Origin of the sequence: Streptomyces diastatochromogenes (genome assembly GCF_002242805.1) — a bacterium.
Lineage (GTDB): Bacteria > Actinomycetota > Actinomycetes > Streptomycetales > Streptomycetaceae > Streptomyces > Streptomyces diastatochromogenes.
Genome location: NZ_MCGQ01000012.1, coordinates 224,875 through 241,866 on the forward strand (window position 1 = coordinate 224,875; position 16,992 = coordinate 241,866).

Here is a 16,992-nt window from a genome sequence, read left to right on the forward strand (position 1 = left end):
GTTCAGTCATGGACCGCCGCATTTTCGGGCTGGAGAACGAGTACGGCGTCACGTGCACGTTCAGGGGACAGCGGCGCCTGTCTCCTGACGAGGTGGCGCGGTACCTCTTCCGCCGTGTCGTGTCATGGGGCCGCAGCAGCAATGTCTTTCTGCGAAACGGCGCCCGGCTCTATCTCGACGTGGGCTCACATCCGGAATACGCGACACCCGAATGTGACAACGTGACCGAACTGGTCACCCACGACAAGGCCGGCGAGCGCATTCTCGAGGGACTCCTGGTGGACGCGGAACGACGCCTGCACGAGGAGGGAATCGCGGGCGACGTCTACCTCTTCAAGAACAACACCGACTCGGCGGGCAACTCCTACGGCTGCCACGAGAACTATCTGGTGGCACGGCACGGGGAGTTCTCCCGGCTCGCGGACATCCTCATCCCCTTCCTGGTGACCAGGCAGCTGCTGTGCGGCGCGGGCAAGGTCCTGCAGACCCCGCGCGGTGCCGTCTACTGCGTCAGCCAGCGCGCGGAGCACATCTGGGAGGGCGTCTCCTCGGCGACGACCCGCTCCCGGCCCATCATCAACACCCGCGACGAACCGCACGCGGACGCCGAGCGCTACCGCCGCCTGCACGTCATCGTGGGCGACTCGAACATGTCCGAGACGACGATGCTGCTCAAGGTCGGCGCCACCGACCTGGTGCTGCGCATGATCGAGGCGGGCACCGTGATGCGCGACCTCACCCTGGAGAACCCGATCCGGGCGATCCGCGAGGTCAGCCATGACATCACCGGCCGGCGCAAGGTGCGCCTGGCCAGCGGCCGGGAGGCCTCCGCGCTGGAGGTGCAGCGCGAGTACTTCGACAAGGCCGTGGACTTCTGCGACCGCCGTGGCATCCGCACGGGCACGGTCGCGCAGGTCCTGGAGCTGTGGGGCCGCACCCTGGACGCGATCGAGACAGAGGAACTCGACCGGATCGGCACCGAGATCGACTGGGTCATGAAGTACAAGCTCATCGAGCGGTACCGGGCCAAGCACAACATGACCATGTCGCACCCGCGGGTCGCCCAGATAGACCTCGCCTACCACGACATCCACCGGCGTCGTGGTCTGTACTACCTGCTGGAGAAAAGGGGCCAAGCCGCCCGGATCTGCAACGACTTGAAGATCTTCGAGGGCAAGTCGGTTCCCCCGCAGACCACTCGGGCCCGGCTGCGCGGCGACTTCATCCGCAGGGCGCAGGAACAGCGCCGGGACTTCACGGTCGACTGGGTGCACCTGAAGCTCAACGACCAGGCACAACGCACCGTGTTGTGCAAGGACCCGTTCCGTTCGGTGGACGACCGGGTGGAGAAGCTCATCGCCGGAATGTGACAAAGGTATGTGAGTCAAGCGTTTCCGCACCGAATTGCCGGAACGCCACACGGGCGCCGTACGTTTCCCGTACGGCGCCCTTCTCACGCCGTAGAGTTGCGCGCACGCCAATCCACAAGATCGACCGATTACGAGGCATCTCCGTGCGCCGACGCTCACTCCTCCTGGCCGCCGTTCCCGCAGGACTGGTCACGCTCGCCGCGTGCGGCGACGACAAGTCCGACTCCAGCAAGGCCAAGGCGTCGCCGTCGGCCTCGGCGTCCACGCCCCCGCCCAAGATCGTGGAGGGGCCGCTGCCGGCGATCACGGCGGGCACGAAGTTCGGCGAGAAGCCCACCGTCGCCAAGGGGCAGGGCGAGCCCTCGAAGAACCTCGCGGTCAAGACGGTCATCGCGGGCAACGGCCGCACGATCGCGGAGAACGACTTCATCCAGGCGAACTACCTGGGCCAGATCTGGAGCACCGCCAAGGTCTTCGACAACTCCTACGACCGCAACCGCCCGCTGCTCATCCAGCTCGCCAAGGGCAGCATCATCGACGGCTGGCGGTACGCGATCGCGGGCAAGAAGGTGGGCAGCCGGATCGAGCTCTCCGTCCCGCCGGAGCTGGGGTACGGCAAGTCGGGCAACCCGCAGGCGGGCATCAAGGGCACCGACACCCTGGTCTTCGTCATCGACCTGATCGATGCCTTCAACTCCAAGAGCTCCGTCAAGGGCAAGCCCGTCCCGCAGACCGACGCCGCCCTGCCCAAGGTCGGCACCAACACCGACGGCAAAGAGCCGTCGATCACCGTTCCGAAGTCCGAGCCGCCGAAGAAGCTGGTGTCGAACTACGTCCTGGAGGGCGACGGCGACGAGCTCAAGGCGAACCAGGCGATCCTGTGCCAGTTCAAGGCCGTGGTCTGGGACGGCGGCAAGACGTTCCAGCAGACGTACGGCTCTGGGCGGCTCAGCCAGTTCTCGCTGGAGCAGATGCAGCAGGCCGTCAAGGGCCTGGCCCAGGGGCTGACCGGCAAGAAGGTGGGCAGCCGGGTGCTCGTCGTCGTACCGCCGGAGCTGGGCTACGGGGACAACCCGCCGAGCGGTGGTGCCGTCAAGAAGGGCTCCACGCTGGTGTTCTCGGTGGACATCCTGGCCGCGATGTAGCCGGCGCCGCGCTGCGCCGGCAATGGCGGGCGGCAGACCAGTCGGGATGAAAGACTGTCCGTGTTTCGTGTCGTACACAAGCAGGAGCTTTTGACGTGAGCATCGACAAGCCCGAGATCGACTTCCCCGGCGGCGAGCCCCCGGCGGACCTCGAGATCAAGGACATCTGGGAGGGCGACGGCGAGGTGGCGCAGGCGGGTCAGACCGTCACCGTCCACTACGTCGGCGTGGCCTTCAGCACGGGCGAGGAGTTCGACGCCAGCTGGAACCGGGGCACCCCGTTCCGCTTCCCGCTGGGTGGCGGCCGTGTCATTCAGGGCTGGGACCTGGGCGTGCAGGGCATGAAGGTCGGCGGCCGCCGCCAGCTGACCATCCCCGCCCACCTCGCCTACGGCAACCAGAGCCCGACCCCGGCGATCAAGCCCGGCGAGACCCTGATCTTCGTGGTGGACCTGATCGCGGTCTGATCGTCGTACGGCCTGTTTACGGGTTCCGACCGGACCCGATCACCTGGGGCCCATGCCTGTCCGGGCATGGGCCCTCGGCTTTGCCAGGCCCCTTGGGAGCGGTACGGTCATCGTCCGTAAGCACCATAAGAAGGCGAAGGGCGTCGATGGCCATTGCCAAGGCCGAGCGGCTGATGAACCTCGCGCTGTGTCTGCTCGGGACGCGGCGGCCGCTCAGCAAGCGAGAGCTGCGCGAGTCCATTGAGGCCTACCTTGAAGCCGGCTCCGACGACTCCTTCAACCGGATGTTCGAGCGGGACAAGGACGATCTGCGCGAGCTGGGCCTGGTCATCGAGACCGTCGAGAACCTCGACGGAGAGGTCGGCTACCTCGCCCGCCGCGACAGCAACCGTCTGCCCCCCATCACCCTGGACGCCGAGGAGGCCGCCGCCCTCGGCCTCGCCGCGAAGGTCTGGCAGCAGGCCCGCCTCGCCGGAGCGGCCAGCGGCGCCCTGCAGAAGCTGCGTGCGGCGGGGCTGCCCGAGGACGTCGACCCGTACGAGGTCCACGGTGCCCTGGAGCCGCGCATCCCGGTGCACGAGGCCGCCTTCGAGCCGCTGATGCTGGCCTGCCGCGACCGGCGCCCGGTCGTCTTCGACTACCGCAAGGCCTCCGCCGCCCACCCCGAGCCCCGGCACGTCGAGCCGTGGGCCCTGGAGTGCTGGCGCGGCCACTGGTACCTGGCCGGCTGGGACCGCGACCGGGGCGCCGAGCGCGTCTTCCGGCTCTCCCGGATCACCGGCCGGGTCCGCTCGCGCGGTACGGGCTTCACCGCGCCCGTGCCCGACGTCGTCACCGTGCGCGAGACCGTCGCCGGCTGGGCGGGCGAGATCGCCGACCGTTCGGCGCTGATCAGGCTGCGTTCCGGTGCCGGGTACCCCCTTCGGGCGAAGGCCACCGAGGTCCGGGAACTCGGCGACGGCTGGGACGAGTTGGAGATTCCGTACGGGCACGGCCTGGACGCCTGGCTGGTGGAGTTCGGGCCGGACGTGGTCGTGGTGGAGCCGGCCGAGCTGCGGGCCGACGTGGTGGACCGGCTGCGCGCCGTGGCCAAGGGCTGAGGGGATCGGAGCAGAACCATGGCAGGCAAACCGGCCAGGCCCGTGAACGCCATCGACCAGACCCGGCGGATGCTCTCCCTGGTCACCTACCTCAGGGAGCGCCCCGGCGCCCGGATCGCCGACGTCGCGCGCGCCTTCGGCATCACCGAGGACGAGCTGGTCTCCGACCTCGATCTGCTGCCCATGTGCGGCACCAGCTTCCGCGGCGGCGACCTGCTGGACATCGACACCGACGGCGAGCGCATCTGGTGGCACAACCCGGCCGCGCTCGGCGAGGAGGCGGCCGAGCCGCTGCGGCTCGCCGCCGACGAGGCCACGGCCCTGCTGGTGGCCGCCCGCGCGGTGTCGACCCTGCCCGGCCTGCGGGAGAGCGACCGCCAGGCCCTGCTGCGGGCGACGGCCAAGGTGGAGACGGCGGCCGGTGAGACCGCCGGCGCCAGCTCCCGTCTCTCGGTGACCTTCGAGTCCGAGGGCGGCGTCTTCGCCGACGTCGACCGGGCGATCTCGGAGCGCCGCCGCCTGTGGATCCGCTACTACTCACCCGCACGTGACGAGGTCACCGAGCGCGAGATCGACCCGATCCGCCTGGTCAGCGTCGGCCACACCTATGTGGAGGCCTGGTGCCGCCGCTCCGAGGCCCGGCGCACCTTCCGGCTCGACCGGGTCGCCGAGATCAGGATCCTGGACGAGCCCTCCGCGCCGCCGGAGATCGAGCTGCGGGACCTCTCCGAGGCCCTGGTGCAGCCGGCCGCCGAGGACCCCGAGGTCGTGATCGAGGTCGGCCCCGGCGGCCGCTGGGTGGCCGAGTACTACCCGCACGACAGCGCCGATGAGCTTCCCGACGGCGGGCTGCGTATCACTCTGCGCACCCCCGATCCGACCTCCCTGCGCCGGCTGGCCCTGCGCCTGGGCCGCGACGGCAGGATCGTCTCGCCACCCGAGCTGGCCGACAGCGCCCGCCGGGCGGCCCGCGAGGCCCTGGCGGCGTACGACACACCGCCGACGGCGGTGCACGGTGATCACGACGGGCAGTGCGACAGGCAGGAGCGAGGGCTTTGAACGAGTCTCCGGTGTCCGGTGCGGGTGAGATGACGGTGGCGGCCGCATTCGCCGGGATGAAGAGAGTGGTCCCCGTGGTGTTCAAGGCCGGCTGCCCGGACTGCCGGGGCCGCTTCGAGCTCGCCGCGAGCGCGCTGCGCCTCGCCATCGGTGCCACCAGCCGGACGACGTTCTACTCCTTCACCTGCCCCGACTGCGGCACCGCGGTGCGCAAGCCCGCCGGGGAGCGCATCGTCGAGCTGCTCACCGGCGGCGGTGTCAGGACCCTGCGGCTGCACTCCACCGTGTAGGACCGTCTAGGCTCGACGTCATGTTCTGGCCGATGTTCGCGGTAGCCGTGGGTTTCCTGGGTCTTGCCGTCCTGGGGGTGCTCGCCGTCCGGGTCTTCCTGGAGGCGCGGCGCCTCGGGGAGCAGGTCTCGGCCTCCGCGCGCCGTATCAACAGGGCGGCCGAGGACCTGGAGCGGGCGGCGGTCAGTGCGGCCCGCGCCGTGGACACGCTGTGAAGGGCGATGCCGGAACCTGTGAGTCGGCCGGGGGCAGCGGTTTGGGTCACTTCGCCCTGTCATGCTGACTACCGGGACAGGTACGCTCTGATCGCGGTGCGGAGAACGAGGCGCGTGCCGCGGACCGGGAGTACGCACGGGGATTGCCTCACGTTCACCCCCGAGCGTTACGATCGCTGCCAGCACGACCATCGGACACATGTCCGACTGGTCGGACAGCACCCCATCCAGTCGCCTCGGTGAGAAGGTAAAGACTTATGTTCGGAAGGCTCGGAGCCCCCGAGATCATTCTCATCCTCGTCGTCATCGTGCTGCTGTTCGGCGCGAAGAAGCTTCCGGACATGGCTCGCTCGCTCGGCAAGTCCGCGCGCATCCTCAAGAGCGAAGCCAAGGCGATGAAGGAGGAGGGCAACGCCTCCGCCCAGGCTCCCACCTCCAACGAGCAGCCTCCGTCCCAGCGCACCATCCAGGCGGCCCCCGGCGACGTGACCAGCTCGCGGCCGGTCAACGAGCCGACGGACACCACCCAGCGCTGACGCAGCGCCGGAACCCTCCGGCCTGCCGCACGAGATGAGGACGTGGGTTGCTCAAGTCTGCCCGCAAGACGGAGAAGGATCCCGAGGGGCGCATGCCCCTTGCGGATCACCTTCGTGAGCTCCGCAACCGGCTCGCGAAGGCGCTGTTGGCCATCGTCGTCGTGACGGTCGTCGCCGCCTTCTTCTACAACGACATCATCAACTTCCTGACCAAGCCGATCCTCGACTCGGTCGGGTGCCACCAGACGTTCTCGCAGCTGGCCAGGTCGAGCGACGAGCAGAAGTGCGCACAGATCACCATCGACGGTCTGCTCGCCCCCTTCACGCTCGCCCTCCAGGTCTCCCTGACCGCCGGCGTCGTGTTCGCCTCGCCGGTCTGGCTCTACCAGCTGTGGGCCTTCGTCGCACCGGGTCTGCACCGGCACGAGAAGAAGTACGCCTACGCCTTCGTCTTCACCGGCGCCCCGCTGTTCCTCGCCGGCGCGTTCTTCGCGTACTCGGTGCTGCCCACCACCGCCAAGGTGCTGATCGACTTCACACCGAGCGGCAGCATCACCAACCTGCTGCCGCTGGACGATCTGCTCCAGCTGGTCACCCGCATGGTGATCGTCTTCGGGCTCTCCTTCGAGCTGCCCCTGCTGCTGATCATGCTCAACCTCACCGGGATACTGACCGGCCAGCGCATGCTCGGCTGGTGGCGCGGCATGATCCTCGGCATCACGGTCTTCGCGGCCGTCGCGACCCCGAGCACGGACCCGCTGTCGATGCTGGCCCTCGCCGGACCGATCTGGGTGCTGTACTTCGGCGCGGTCGCCTTCTCCCTGGCCAACGACAAGCGCAAGCGCCGTCGTGAGGCCGAGGGTCCCGACGACGACGAGGCCTCCGACCTGGACCTCACCCCCGAGGACATCGGCGAGGTCGAGCCCGTTCCGGCGCACCGGGCCCTGCCCGAGCAGACGAGCACGGACCGGGTCAACGGCTACGACGACGTGACCTGAGTCCGCGCAGAGCCGCAGAACGCGATGCCCCCGTCCCCGAGGACGGGGGCATCCGCCGTTGTTGAACAACCCAAGATCCGGATAATGATCGTCCTGTTGTCAGTGGCGCCCGGTACGCTCGAAAGCACGATGACAGAGGATCTCTCACCGGCCGAGCGGTACGCGGCAGCCCGGAAGCGGGCAGTCGAGCAGGCCACCGCGCTCGCGTCCTTCCGCGAGATGTACGACTTCGGCCTCGACCCCTTCCAGATCGAGTCCTGTCAGGCCCTCGAAGAGGGGAAGGGCGTGCTGGTGGCCGCCCCCACCGGCTCGGGCAAGACGATCGTGGGCGAGTTCGCCGTCCACCTCGCCCTCCAGCAGGGCAAGAAGTGCTTCTACACGACACCCATCAAGGCGCTGTCGAACCAGAAGTACGCCGACCTGTGCCGCCGCTACGGGGACAGCAAGGTCGGACTCCTCACCGGGGACAACAGCATCAACTCCGACGCCCCGGTGGTCGTGATGACCACCGAGGTGCTGCGGAACATGCTGTACGCCGGCTCGCAGACCCTCCTCGGCCTCGGCTACGTGGTCATGGACGAGGTGCACTACCTCTCCGACCGCTTCCGTGGCGCCGTCTGGGAGGAAGTGATCATCCACCTGCCCGAGTCGGTGACCCTGGTGTCGCTGTCGGCGACCGTGTCCAACGCCGAGGAGTTCGGTGACTGGCTGGACACCGTCCGTGGCGACACCGAGGTGATCGTCTCCGAGCACCGGCCCGTGCCGCTGTTCCAGCACGTGCTCGCCGGGCGCCGGATGTACGACCTGTTCGAGGAGGGCGAGGGCCACAAGAAGGCCGTCAACCCCGACCTCGCCCGCCTCGCCCGCATGGAGTCGACCCGGCCGTCGTACCAGGACCGCCGCCGTGGCCGCGCGATGCGCGAGGCCGACCGCGAGCGGGAGCGCAGACAGCGCTCGCGCGTGTGGACGCCGGGCCGGCCCGAGGTCATCGAGCGCCTCGACTCCGAGGGCCTGCTGCCCGCGATCACCTTCATCTTCAGCCGCGCCGCCTGCGAGTCCGCCGTCCAGCAGTGCCTGTACGCCGGCCTGCGGCTCAACGACGACGAGGCGCGGGAGCAGGTCCGTGCGCTGGTCGAGGAGCGCACCTCCGCCATCCCGACCGAGGACCTGCACGTCCTCGGCTACTACGAGTGGCTGGAGGGTCTGGAGCGCGGTATCGCCGCCCACCACGCGGGCATGCTGCCGACCTTCAAGGAGGTCGTCGAGGAGCTGTTCGTGCGCGGACTGGTCAAGGCCGTGTTCGCGACCGAGACCCTCGCCCTGGGTATCAACATGCCCGCCCGCTCGGTGGTCCTGGAGAAGCTCGTCAAGTGGAACGGCGAGCAGCATGCCGACATCACGCCCGGTGAGTACACCCAGCTGACGGGACGTGCGGGCCGGCGTGGCATCGACGTCGAGGGCCATGCCGTGGTGCTGTGGCAGCGCGCGATGAGCCCCGAACACCTCGCCGGTCTGGCGGGCACCCGCACGTACCCGCTGCGGTCCAGCTTCAAGCCGTCGTACAACATGGCGGTCAACCTGGTCCAGCAGTTCGGCCGGCACCGCTCGCGCGAGCTGCTGGAGACCTCCTTCGCGCAGTTCCAGGCCGACAAGTCGGTCGTCGGGATCTCCCGGCAGGTGCAGCGCAACGAGGAGGGCCTGGAGGGCTACAAGGCCTCCATGACCTGCCACCTCGGCGACTTCGAGGAGTACGCGCTGCTGCGTCGCGAGCTGAAGGACCGCGAGACCGAGCTGGCCCGGCAGGGCGCGAACGAGCGCCGCGCGGAGGCCGCCGTCGCCCTGGAGAAGCTCAAGCCGGGCGACGTCATCCACGTGCCCACCGGCAAGTACGCGGGGCTGGCCCTGGTGCTGGACCCGGGCCTTCCGGCCGGTCGCTCCAACGGTCACCGCGGCTTCGACCACAACGACGGTCCGCGCCCGCTGGTGCTGACCGCCGAACGGCAGGTCAAGCGGCTGGCGGCGATGGACTTCCCGGTGCCGGTCGAGCCGCTGGACCGGATGCGGATCCCGAAGAGCTTCAACCCGCGCTCGCCGCAGTCCCGTCGGGACCTCGCCTCGGCGCTGCGCAGCAAGGCCGGGCACATCCCGCCGGAGCGGGCCCGCAAGAAGCGGTCGCAGGCCGCCGACGACCGCGAGATCGCCCGACTGCGCACGGCGATCCGGGCGCATCCGTGCCATGGGTGCAACGACCGGGAGGACCACGCCCGTTGGGCCGAGCGGTACCACCGGCTGCTCCGCGACACCTCGCAGCTGGAGCGGCGCATCGAGGGCCGCACCAACACGATCGCGCGGACCTTCGACCGCATCGTCGCGCTGCTCACCGAACTGGACTACCTGCGCGGCGACGAGGTCACCGAGCACGGCAAGCGGCTCGCCCGGCTCTACGGCGAACTCGACCTGCTGGCCAGCGAATGCCTGCGGGAAGGTGTCTGGGAGGGGCTCGCTCCCGCCGAACTCGCCGCGTGCGTCTCGGCGTTGGTGTACGAGGCACGGGTCGGCGACGACGCCATGGCGCCCAAGCTGCCCTCGGGCAAGGCGAAGGCCGCGCTCAGTGAGATGGTCCGGATCTGGGGCCGACTCGACGGTCTGGAGGAGGAGTTCCGGATCAACCAGACCGAGGGTGTCGGGCAGCGGGAGCCGGATCTCGGCTTCGCCTGGGCCGCGTACATGTGGGCCTCGGGGACGGGGCTCGATGAGGTGCTGCGTGAGGCGGAGATGCCTGCGGGGGACTTTGTGCGGTGGTGTAAGCAGGTGATCGATGTGCTGGGGCAGATTTCGGCGGCTTCTCCTGTGGAGGGGTCGACTGTGGCGAAGGCTGCGCGTAAGGCGGTTGATCAGTTGCTGCGGGGTGTGGTGGCCTACTCGTCGGTGGGGTGACCTGTTCTCTGGCGGGTGCGGGTGCGTTGTGGCTTGTCGCGCCCACGCGGCGGAGCCGCATATCTACTCAGCCCCGCGCCCCTGGGGAGTTGCCCTCGCCGGTGCTTCAACGGCGCAGGTATGCCCGCCAGCCGCCGTAGCGTGTGATGTCCTCCGCATGTGTCAGGGCCTCCGGCTCGCACAGGAAGCCCGGCACCCGGCTGCCGTCCGCCAGTTCCACGCTCCCCAGCGTCATGGGACGCGGGAGCGTGGTCAGGAGGTGGCCCAGGCCCTCGGCCGGGAGGCGCCAGATCTCCGTTTCGATCGGGGCGCCGCCCTCGCCCACGTGCACCAGGCCCGGCTTCGGTGGGTCGGTGGGCAGTGCGTGCAGGCGGTAGACCGGCGCCGTGGTCGTCGTACGGTCCAGGCGGGCGCCCAATGCCAGGAGCTGGGGGTTCAGGGGCTGGCCCGTCAGGTGGGCGCCGACCACGGCCAGGTGGGTTTCCGGCTCCAGGGTGCGGGCGATGGTGGCCAGGCGGTCGTCGGTGAAGGCGGGGCCGATCAGCATCACCCCGAACGGGAGGCCCCCGACCTCGCCCGCCGGTACGGCGACCGCCGCTTGGTCGAAGAGGTTCGTGGAGTTGGTGAAGCGGCCCAGGCGGGCGTTGGCGCCCAGGGGGTTCGCGGCCACCTCGGAAAGGGTGGGGTGGCCCGGTGTGGTCGGGAGCAGGAGGGCGTCGGCGTCGGCCAACGCGGCGAGGGCCCTTGCGCGCAGGTCCGCCAGGCGGGTCTGGTCGGTGAAGAGCTGGTGGGCCGGGATGTCGCGGGCGCGGGTGATGATGCCGGCGACCGTGGGGTCCAGGCCTTCCCCGCCCTGTGCGATCAACTTGTCGACAAAGGTGCCCACCGCTGTGTAGCGCTCGGCCACGAAAGCGCCCTCGTAGAGCATTGCCGCCGCTTCCGTGAAGGGCGTGAGGTCGATCTGTCGTAGTGACGCGCCCGCCTCACGGAGTCGCTCCACGGCGCGCTCGTAGGCCTCGGCCCAGCCCTCGTCCAGTTCGCCGAGGTCCTCCCGGGACGGGACCGCGATGCGCCATGGGCCGGGGGCCCGCTGGGGGAGGGGTGGCAGGGTGCGGGCGGGCGGGGACGCCATGAGGGACAGGGCCTGCTCGGCCTCCGGGAGCGTGCGGGCGAACACCGTCACGCAGTCGATCGAGGCACAGGCCGGGACCACGCCCTCCGTCGGGACCAGGCCACGGGTGGGCTTGATGCCGACGATGCCGTTGAAGGCGGCCGGCACGCGGCCCGAGCCCGCGGTGTCCGTGCCGAGCGCGAGGTCCACGATGCCGAGGGCCACCGCGAGCGCCGAGCCGGAGCTGGAGCCGCCGCTGATCCTCGCCGGGTCGTGGGCGTTGCGTACCGCGCCGTAGGGGGAGCGGGTGCCGACCAGGCCCGTGGCGAACTGGTCGAGGTTGGTCGTCCCGAGGACGAGCGCGCCCGCCGCGCGCAGCCGCGCGACGACCGGGGCATCGGCCGGGGGGTCGTAGGCGTACGCCGGGCAGCCCGCCGTCGTGGGCAGTCCGTGGACGTCGATGTTGCCCTTCGCGGCCAGCAGCCGGCCGGCGAGGGGGAGGTGCTCCCCGGCGGCCACGCGTGCGTCGAGCGCCCGCGCCTCCGCTTCGACCTCCTCGCGCGGCCGCAGGTCGATCCAGATCTCGGGGCGGTCGACGGCCTCGATCCGGTCGTACGCGGCGCGCACCCGGGACACAGTGGGGGTCATGCGTGCTCCTCGATCTCCAGTGTGCGCTCTTCGGCCCGGCTCACGGCCGGGGCCAGGACGATCAGGGCCCTGCCCGCCTCGACCTGGTCACCCGGACTCACCAGGACCTCCGCGACCAGGCCGTCGGCCGGTGCGGGCACCCTTGATTCCATCTTCATCGCTTCCAGGGCGAGGAGCGGCTGCCCCGCCGTGACCGTGTCGCCCGGGGCCACGTTCACCTGCCACACGGACGCGGCGAACTCGGCCTCGACCAGTCGGCCGCCCGGCGGTGCCACTACCTCGGCCGGCGGTGCGGACGGCGCGGCCGCCGCATCCGCCCGCGCGAACTCGCCCGCCGCCTCCCAGGCGTCCCGTTCCGCCGCGAAGGCCGCCCGCTGCCGGGCCCGGAACTCCGCGACGGACTCGGCGTGTTCGTCCAGGAAGGCCTCGTACGCGGAGAGCGAGAAGGTGCCCTCCTCGATGCGGGGGACGAAGCGGCCGGAGGTGATGTCGGCCCGCAGGTCCAGGAGTTCGTCCGGTTCCACCGGATACCACTTGATCCGGTCGAAGAAGCGCAGCAGCCACGGCGAGCCCGGCTCGAACGCGCCCCGCTGCTGCCATCCCGACCACACCTGGGTCGTACGGCCCACGAACTGGTAGCCGCCGGGGCCCTCCATGCCGTAGACGCACAGGTAGGCTCCGCCGATACCGACCGAGTTCTCGGCGGTCCAGGTGCGCGCCGGGTTGTACTTCGTCGTCACCAGGCGGTGGCGCGGGTCCAGCGGGGTGGCGACCGGGGCGCCCAGGTACACGTCGCCCAGGCCGAGGACGAGGTACTCCGCGTCGAAGACCGTGCGGTACACGTCCTCGACCGATGCGAGGCCGTTGATCCGGCGGATGAACTCGATGTTCCACGGGCACCAGGGGGCGTCGTCGCGGACCCCCGCCATGTAGCGGGCGATGGCCTCGCGGGTGGCCGGGTCGTCCCAGGAGAGCGGGAGGTGGACGGTGCGGGAGGGGACGGTCAGTGCGGCGGTGGGGGGCAGGGCCGCCGTGATCCGCCGTACGGCGGTGAGGAGTTCGTGCTGGGGCAGGACGCCCGGGTCCACTTGGATCTGGAGTGAGCGGATGCCCGGTGTGAGGTCCGTGACCCCCTGCAGGTCGGCCGCCGTCACCGCCTCCATCAGGGCGTGCACCCGCATGCGCAGCGCCAGGTCGAGCTGCATCGGGCCGAACTCGACGAGCAGGTTGTCGTCGCCGCTGCGGCGGTAGGTGACGTCACCGTCGCGGGCCAGTACCCCGCCGTCGGCGATCTCCGGGCGGGGCGCGCCCGTCACGTCCACGGGCACGAAGCGGACCGTGTCACCCGGCCGCAGCTGCCCCAGTTTCCATCGCTCGCCGCTCAGTACGGTCGCGGGGCACACGAAGCCGCCGAGCGAGGGCCCGTCCGGGCCGAGCAGCACCGGCATGTCACCGGTGTAGTCGACCGCGCCGACCGAGTACGGGGTGTCGTGGATGTTGGACGGGTGCAGTCCCGCCTCGCCGCCGTCGGAGCGGGCCCAGCGGGGCTTCGGGCCGACCAGGCGGACGCCGGTGCGCGCCGAGTTGAAGTGGACCTTCCAGTCCGCCGCGTAGAAGTCGCGGATGTCGTCCTCGGTGAAGAACTCCGGTGCAGCGTGTGGCCCTTCGACGGCGCCGATGTGCCAGACCGCGGTGAACTCGGGGCGGTCCGTGACGGGGGTGCCCGGGGCGACGGCCCCGCCGTGCAGGACGTCGCCGGTGCGCAGCGCCCGCCCGCCGTGGCCGCCGAACCGACCCAGCGTGAAGGTGCTCGCGCTGCCCAGGAACGGCGGCACGTCGAGCCCGCCGCCCGCGAAGAGGACGTAGGTGCGCAGGCCGTGTTCGAGAGGTGCGCCGACCTCCAGGACCGCGCCCGCGGGGACCGTGACCGGCTCCCACTGCCCGACCGGTGTGCCGTCCACGGTCACCGGGGCCGGTGCACCGGTCACACAGACCGTCGTGGCGTGGCTGAACCGCAACGCCGGCCCCTGGAGCGTGCATTCGAGCCCGGGCGCGCCCTCGGGGTTGCCGAGCGCCCGGTTGCCCAGCCGGAAGGAGCGGTCGTCCATCGGTCCGCACGGCGGCACGCCCACCTGCCAGTAGCCGGTGCGGCCCGGCCAGTCCTGGACCGTGGTGAGCGTCCCGCCGGAGACCACCTCGATGCGCGGGGTGGGATCGGTGACGCCGGTGAGGGTGGCCGTGGAGTGGGCGGCAGCCCGGAACTCCGGTGCGGTGAGCGCCGCCCGCACCAGGCCCAGGTTCGTCTCGATGCCGTCCACGCGGGTGCGGGCCAGCGCCTCGTCCAGCCGGCGCAGCGCGTGCGCGCGGTCGGGGCCGTACGCGATCACCTTGGCGAGCAGGGGGTCGTACGACGTCGTCACCTCGGTGCCGGTCTCCACCCAGCCGTCGACGCGCACCCCGGCCGGGAACTCCACCCGGGTCAGCAGGCCCGCGCTGGGCCGGTGCCCGCGCGAGGGGTCCTCGGCGTACAGGCGGGCCTCGACGGCGTGGCCACGCGGCCGGCCGGGGTCGCGGACGACGTCCCGCTCGCCGCGCGCCAGGCGCAGCATCCACGCGACCAGATCGACGCCGTAGACCTCCTCGGTGACCGGATGCTCCACCTGGAGGCGCGTGTTGACCTCCAGGAAGTACGCCTCCTCGTGCGCCGCGTCGTACACGAACTCGACCGTGCCGGCGGAGCGGTAGCCCACCGAGGCGCACAGGTCCCGGGCGGCCGAGGCGAGCCGGGTACGGACGTGGTCGGGCAGCCCGGGGGCCGGGGCCTCCTCGACCACCTTCTGGTTGCGGCGCTGCAGGGAACAGTCGCGGTCGCCGAAGGTGACGACCTTCCCCGCGCCGTCGCCGAAGACCTGCACCTCGACATGGCGGGCGTGCTCGACCAGGCGCTCCAGGAACACACCGGCCGAGGCGAAGGACGCGGCGGCCACCCGCTGCACCCGCTCCCACGCCTCGGTCAGTTCGGCGGCGGAGCGACAGGCCGACATCCCGATACCGCCGCCCCCGCCGGTCGCCTTCAGCATGACGGGATAGCCGATCCGGGCGGCCTCGCGCAGGGCCTCGGGCAGGCTGCTCAGCAGCCCGGTCCCCGGCGCCAGCGGCACACCGGCCGCCTCGGCCGCGGCGCGGGCCGTGTGCTTGGCGCCGAACAGCTCCAGCTGCCCGGGCGTCGGCCCCACGAACACGATCCCGGCGTCCTCGCAGCGCCGCGCGAACGCCGCGTCCTCGGACAGGAAGCCGTACCCGGGATGGATCGCGCCCGCCCCGGTGTCCTTGGCCGCCCTCAGCACCAGGTCCGCGTCCAGGTACGACTCCTTCGCGGGCGCCGGGCCGAGCCGCACCGCCTCGTCGGCCAGCCGGACGTGCGGTGCCGAGCGGTCCGGGTCGGAGTACCCGGCGACCGTGCGCAGGCCCAGTTCGCGGGCGGTGCGGATGATCCGGACGGCTATCTCGCCCCGGTTGGCGACCAGTACCTTCTGGAAACTCATGCTGTGCCCTCGTCGCCGACGGGCCCCGTGATCGTCATCTCCACCGCCGTCGGCTCGAAGCCGTTGCACGGGTTGTTGATCTGGGGGCAGTTGGAGACCAGCACCAGGACGTCCCGCTCGGCCCGCAGGGTCAGGGAGAGACCGGGCGCCGAGATGCCGTCGACGATGCCGAGGGTGCCGTCCTTCTCGACCGGCACGTTCATGTACCAGTTGATGTTGGAGACCAGGTCCCGCTTGCCCAGGCCGTACTTCGCGCCCTCCGCGAGGAAGTTGTCCACGCAGGCGTGCTGGGACCAGGTGTGGTGGCCGTAGCGGAGGGTGTTGGACTCCTTGGAGCAGGCGCCGCCGACCGTGTCGTGCCGGCCCACCTCGTCGGCGACGACCGTCATCAGCGGGGTGTGCTCGTTGGACAGCAGCACGCTGCCGGTGGTCAGGAAGAGGGTGCCCTGCGCCTGGATGGTGTCGGGGGCGCTGTAGCGCACGGACGGGTCCTGGGCGTCGTACACGAGGAAGTCGACGGCCTGGTTGCCGTGCAGGTCCGTGATGGTGAGCGTGCCGCCGGCGCGGACGACGGACGACCAGGCGGCGCGGGCCGGAACCACGGTCTTCATGCGAGCCCCCTCGCGGCGAGGAATTCGGCGGTGTTGAGGAAGGCGCGGCGGCCCTCGGGGGTGGCGTCCCACAGCGGGTCGCCGGGCGCGGTCGGCGCGGCCCGCCAGGCGAGCACCTCCAAGGGGGTGCTGACGTAGTCGGGGCGTGGATCCACCGGATGCGGCACGTTCGCGATCAGCACGGTCACGTCCTGCTCCGCGCGGAGCGTGACGCTGCCGCCGGGTCCGGCCGAGCCGGTGAACTCCACGGCGCCGTCGTCGCGTACCTCGACGCCCTGGAAGAAGGAGAGGGAGGGCGGCAGATCGCGCGCCTCCAGCCCGTTCTTGGCCGCTGCCAGCTTGAACAGCTCGCGGCCGGAGGGGGAGGGGGACTGGGGAGTGCCGTCGCCGTACCGCTCGGTGTTGCGTACGAGGGTGGAGGTGCCGCACAGGGCGTCGTGCCGTCCGGAGGTGTCGGCGACCACCGAGGCGAGGACACGTCCCTGGTCGGACAGGAGCAGTACGCCCTCGCCGAGGTAGGCGTTCCACTGCACCTTCACCGTGTCGGCGACGTTCAGCCGCTCCCAGGGGCGGTCCGCCACGTACAGCAGCAGATGCGCGCAGGCGTCGCCGCGCACATCGGTCAGGCGCAGCTCCGTGCCGCGGGCCAGCACCCGGTGCGTGTAGTTGCCGCCCGCCACCGTCTCGGCCCACACCAGATGGCCCGCCTCGCAGGGCGGTTCGGGCCAGTCCCGGGCCGGTACGACGGGCATGGCCTCGGCACGGCTGCCCTCCTGGGCGCGGGCGTGGGCACGGGCTCCGTGGGTGGTCGCTGTCGCCATCGCGGGACCTCTCGCCGGAAGGAGTGGATTTCTGTCGTGCGACAGAAATTAGGGGCGGGCCGGGTCGCCGCCATTGCGGGTGCGTTGCCGGGCGGTTACCGAGCCCTCACGGAGATCCGCGGAGATCGCCGGAGGAGGC

At 71.0% G+C, this 16,992-nt stretch carries 14 protein-coding genes; 10 read left to right on the plus strand and 4 right to left on the minus strand.

All coding sequences use genetic code 11. The annotated features are described in order from the left end of the window. Window positions 1-8: 8 nt before the first annotated feature. The 10 genes from pafA to BEK98_RS14095 all read left to right on the plus strand — a co-directional run bounded on the left by pafA (window position 9) and on the right by BEK98_RS14095 (window position 10,117). Window positions 9-1,370: a Pup--protein ligase gene (pafA, locus tag BEK98_RS14050; protein WP_094216830.1), complete on the plus strand. Its 1,362-nt coding sequence runs from the start codon at window positions 9-11 to the stop codon at window positions 1,368-1,370. 143 nt (window positions 1,371-1,513) lie between these two features. Beyond that, entirely contained in the window at window positions 1,514-2,515 is a 1,002-nt protein-coding gene (locus BEK98_RS14055; protein WP_094216831.1) for an FKBP-type peptidyl-prolyl cis-trans isomerase, read from the plus strand. 95 nt (window positions 2,516-2,610) lie between these two features. Next, complete coding sequence (locus BEK98_RS14060) at window positions 2,611-2,982, plus strand: FKBP-type peptidyl-prolyl cis-trans isomerase (protein WP_094216832.1); 372 nt, start codon at window positions 2,611-2,613, stop codon at window positions 2,980-2,982. Window positions 2,983-3,128: 146 nt separating this feature from the next. After that, window positions 3,129-4,082, plus strand: a complete 954-nt coding sequence (locus tag BEK98_RS14065; protein WP_094216833.1) for a helix-turn-helix transcriptional regulator — start codon at window positions 3,129-3,131, stop codon at window positions 4,080-4,082. An 18-nt stretch (window positions 4,083-4,100) separates the two neighbouring features. Then, window positions 4,101-5,141 (plus strand): helix-turn-helix transcriptional regulator, encoded by a 1,041-nt coding sequence (locus BEK98_RS14070; protein ID WP_094216834.1) that lies wholly within the window; start codon window positions 4,101-4,103, stop codon window positions 5,139-5,141. Between the two features lie 29 nt (window positions 5,142-5,170). Then, a complete protein-coding gene (locus BEK98_RS14075) occupies window positions 5,171-5,431 on the plus strand; it encodes a hypothetical protein (RefSeq protein ID WP_094216946.1) in 261 nt (86 codons plus the stop codon). A 20-nt stretch (window positions 5,432-5,451) separates the two neighbouring features. Further along, window positions 5,452-5,646, plus strand: coding sequence for a hypothetical protein (locus BEK98_RS14080; protein ID WP_094216835.1), 195 nt, complete (start codon window positions 5,452-5,454; stop codon window positions 5,644-5,646). A gap of 257 nt (window positions 5,647-5,903) precedes the next feature. Beyond that, a complete protein-coding gene (gene tatA, locus BEK98_RS14085) occupies window positions 5,904-6,182 on the plus strand; it encodes a Sec-independent protein translocase subunit TatA (RefSeq protein ID WP_094216836.1) in 279 nt (92 codons plus the stop codon). A 47-nt stretch (window positions 6,183-6,229) separates the two neighbouring features. Continuing rightward, on the plus strand, window positions 6,230-7,180 hold the full coding sequence (gene tatC, locus BEK98_RS14090) for a twin-arginine translocase subunit TatC (protein ID WP_094216837.1): 951 nt from the start codon (window positions 6,230-6,232) through the stop codon (window positions 7,178-7,180). 84 nt (window positions 7,181-7,264) lie between these two features. Continuing rightward, window positions 7,265-10,117 carry a DEAD/DEAH box helicase gene (locus BEK98_RS14095; RefSeq protein WP_094216838.1) on the plus strand — a complete coding sequence of 951 codons (2,853 nt, stop codon included), beginning with the start codon at window positions 7,265-7,267 and terminating at the stop codon, window positions 10,115-10,117. 106 nt (window positions 10,118-10,223) lie between these two features. Here the strand turns inward: BEK98_RS14095 and atzF are convergent, their stop codons facing one another. The 4 genes from atzF to BEK98_RS14115 are packed head-to-tail and all read right to left on the minus strand — an operon-like array spanning window position 10,224 to window position 16,853. Beyond that, on the minus strand, window positions 10,224-11,876 hold the full coding sequence (gene atzF, locus BEK98_RS14100; RefSeq protein ID WP_094216839.1) for an allophanate hydrolase: 1,653 nt from the start codon (window positions 11,874-11,876) through the stop codon (window positions 10,224-10,226). Continuing rightward, window positions 11,873-15,421, minus strand: a complete 3,549-nt coding sequence (locus BEK98_RS14105) for a 5-oxoprolinase/urea amidolyase family protein (protein WP_094216840.1) — start codon at window positions 15,419-15,421, stop codon at window positions 11,873-11,875. Before BEK98_RS14105 ends, atzF begins: the two co-directional genes overlap by 4 nt. After that, a complete protein-coding gene (locus BEK98_RS14110; protein WP_094216841.1) occupies window positions 15,418-16,032 on the minus strand; it encodes an urea amidolyase associated protein UAAP2 in 615 nt (204 codons plus the stop codon). Before BEK98_RS14110 ends, BEK98_RS14105 begins: the two co-directional genes overlap by 4 nt. Then, complete coding sequence (locus tag BEK98_RS14115) at window positions 16,029-16,853, minus strand: urea amidolyase associated protein UAAP1 (RefSeq protein ID WP_094216842.1); 825 nt, start codon at window positions 16,851-16,853, stop codon at window positions 16,029-16,031. The genes BEK98_RS14110 and BEK98_RS14115 overlap by 4 nt, the downstream gene beginning before the upstream one ends. Between the last annotated feature and the right edge of the window lie 139 nt (window positions 16,854-16,992).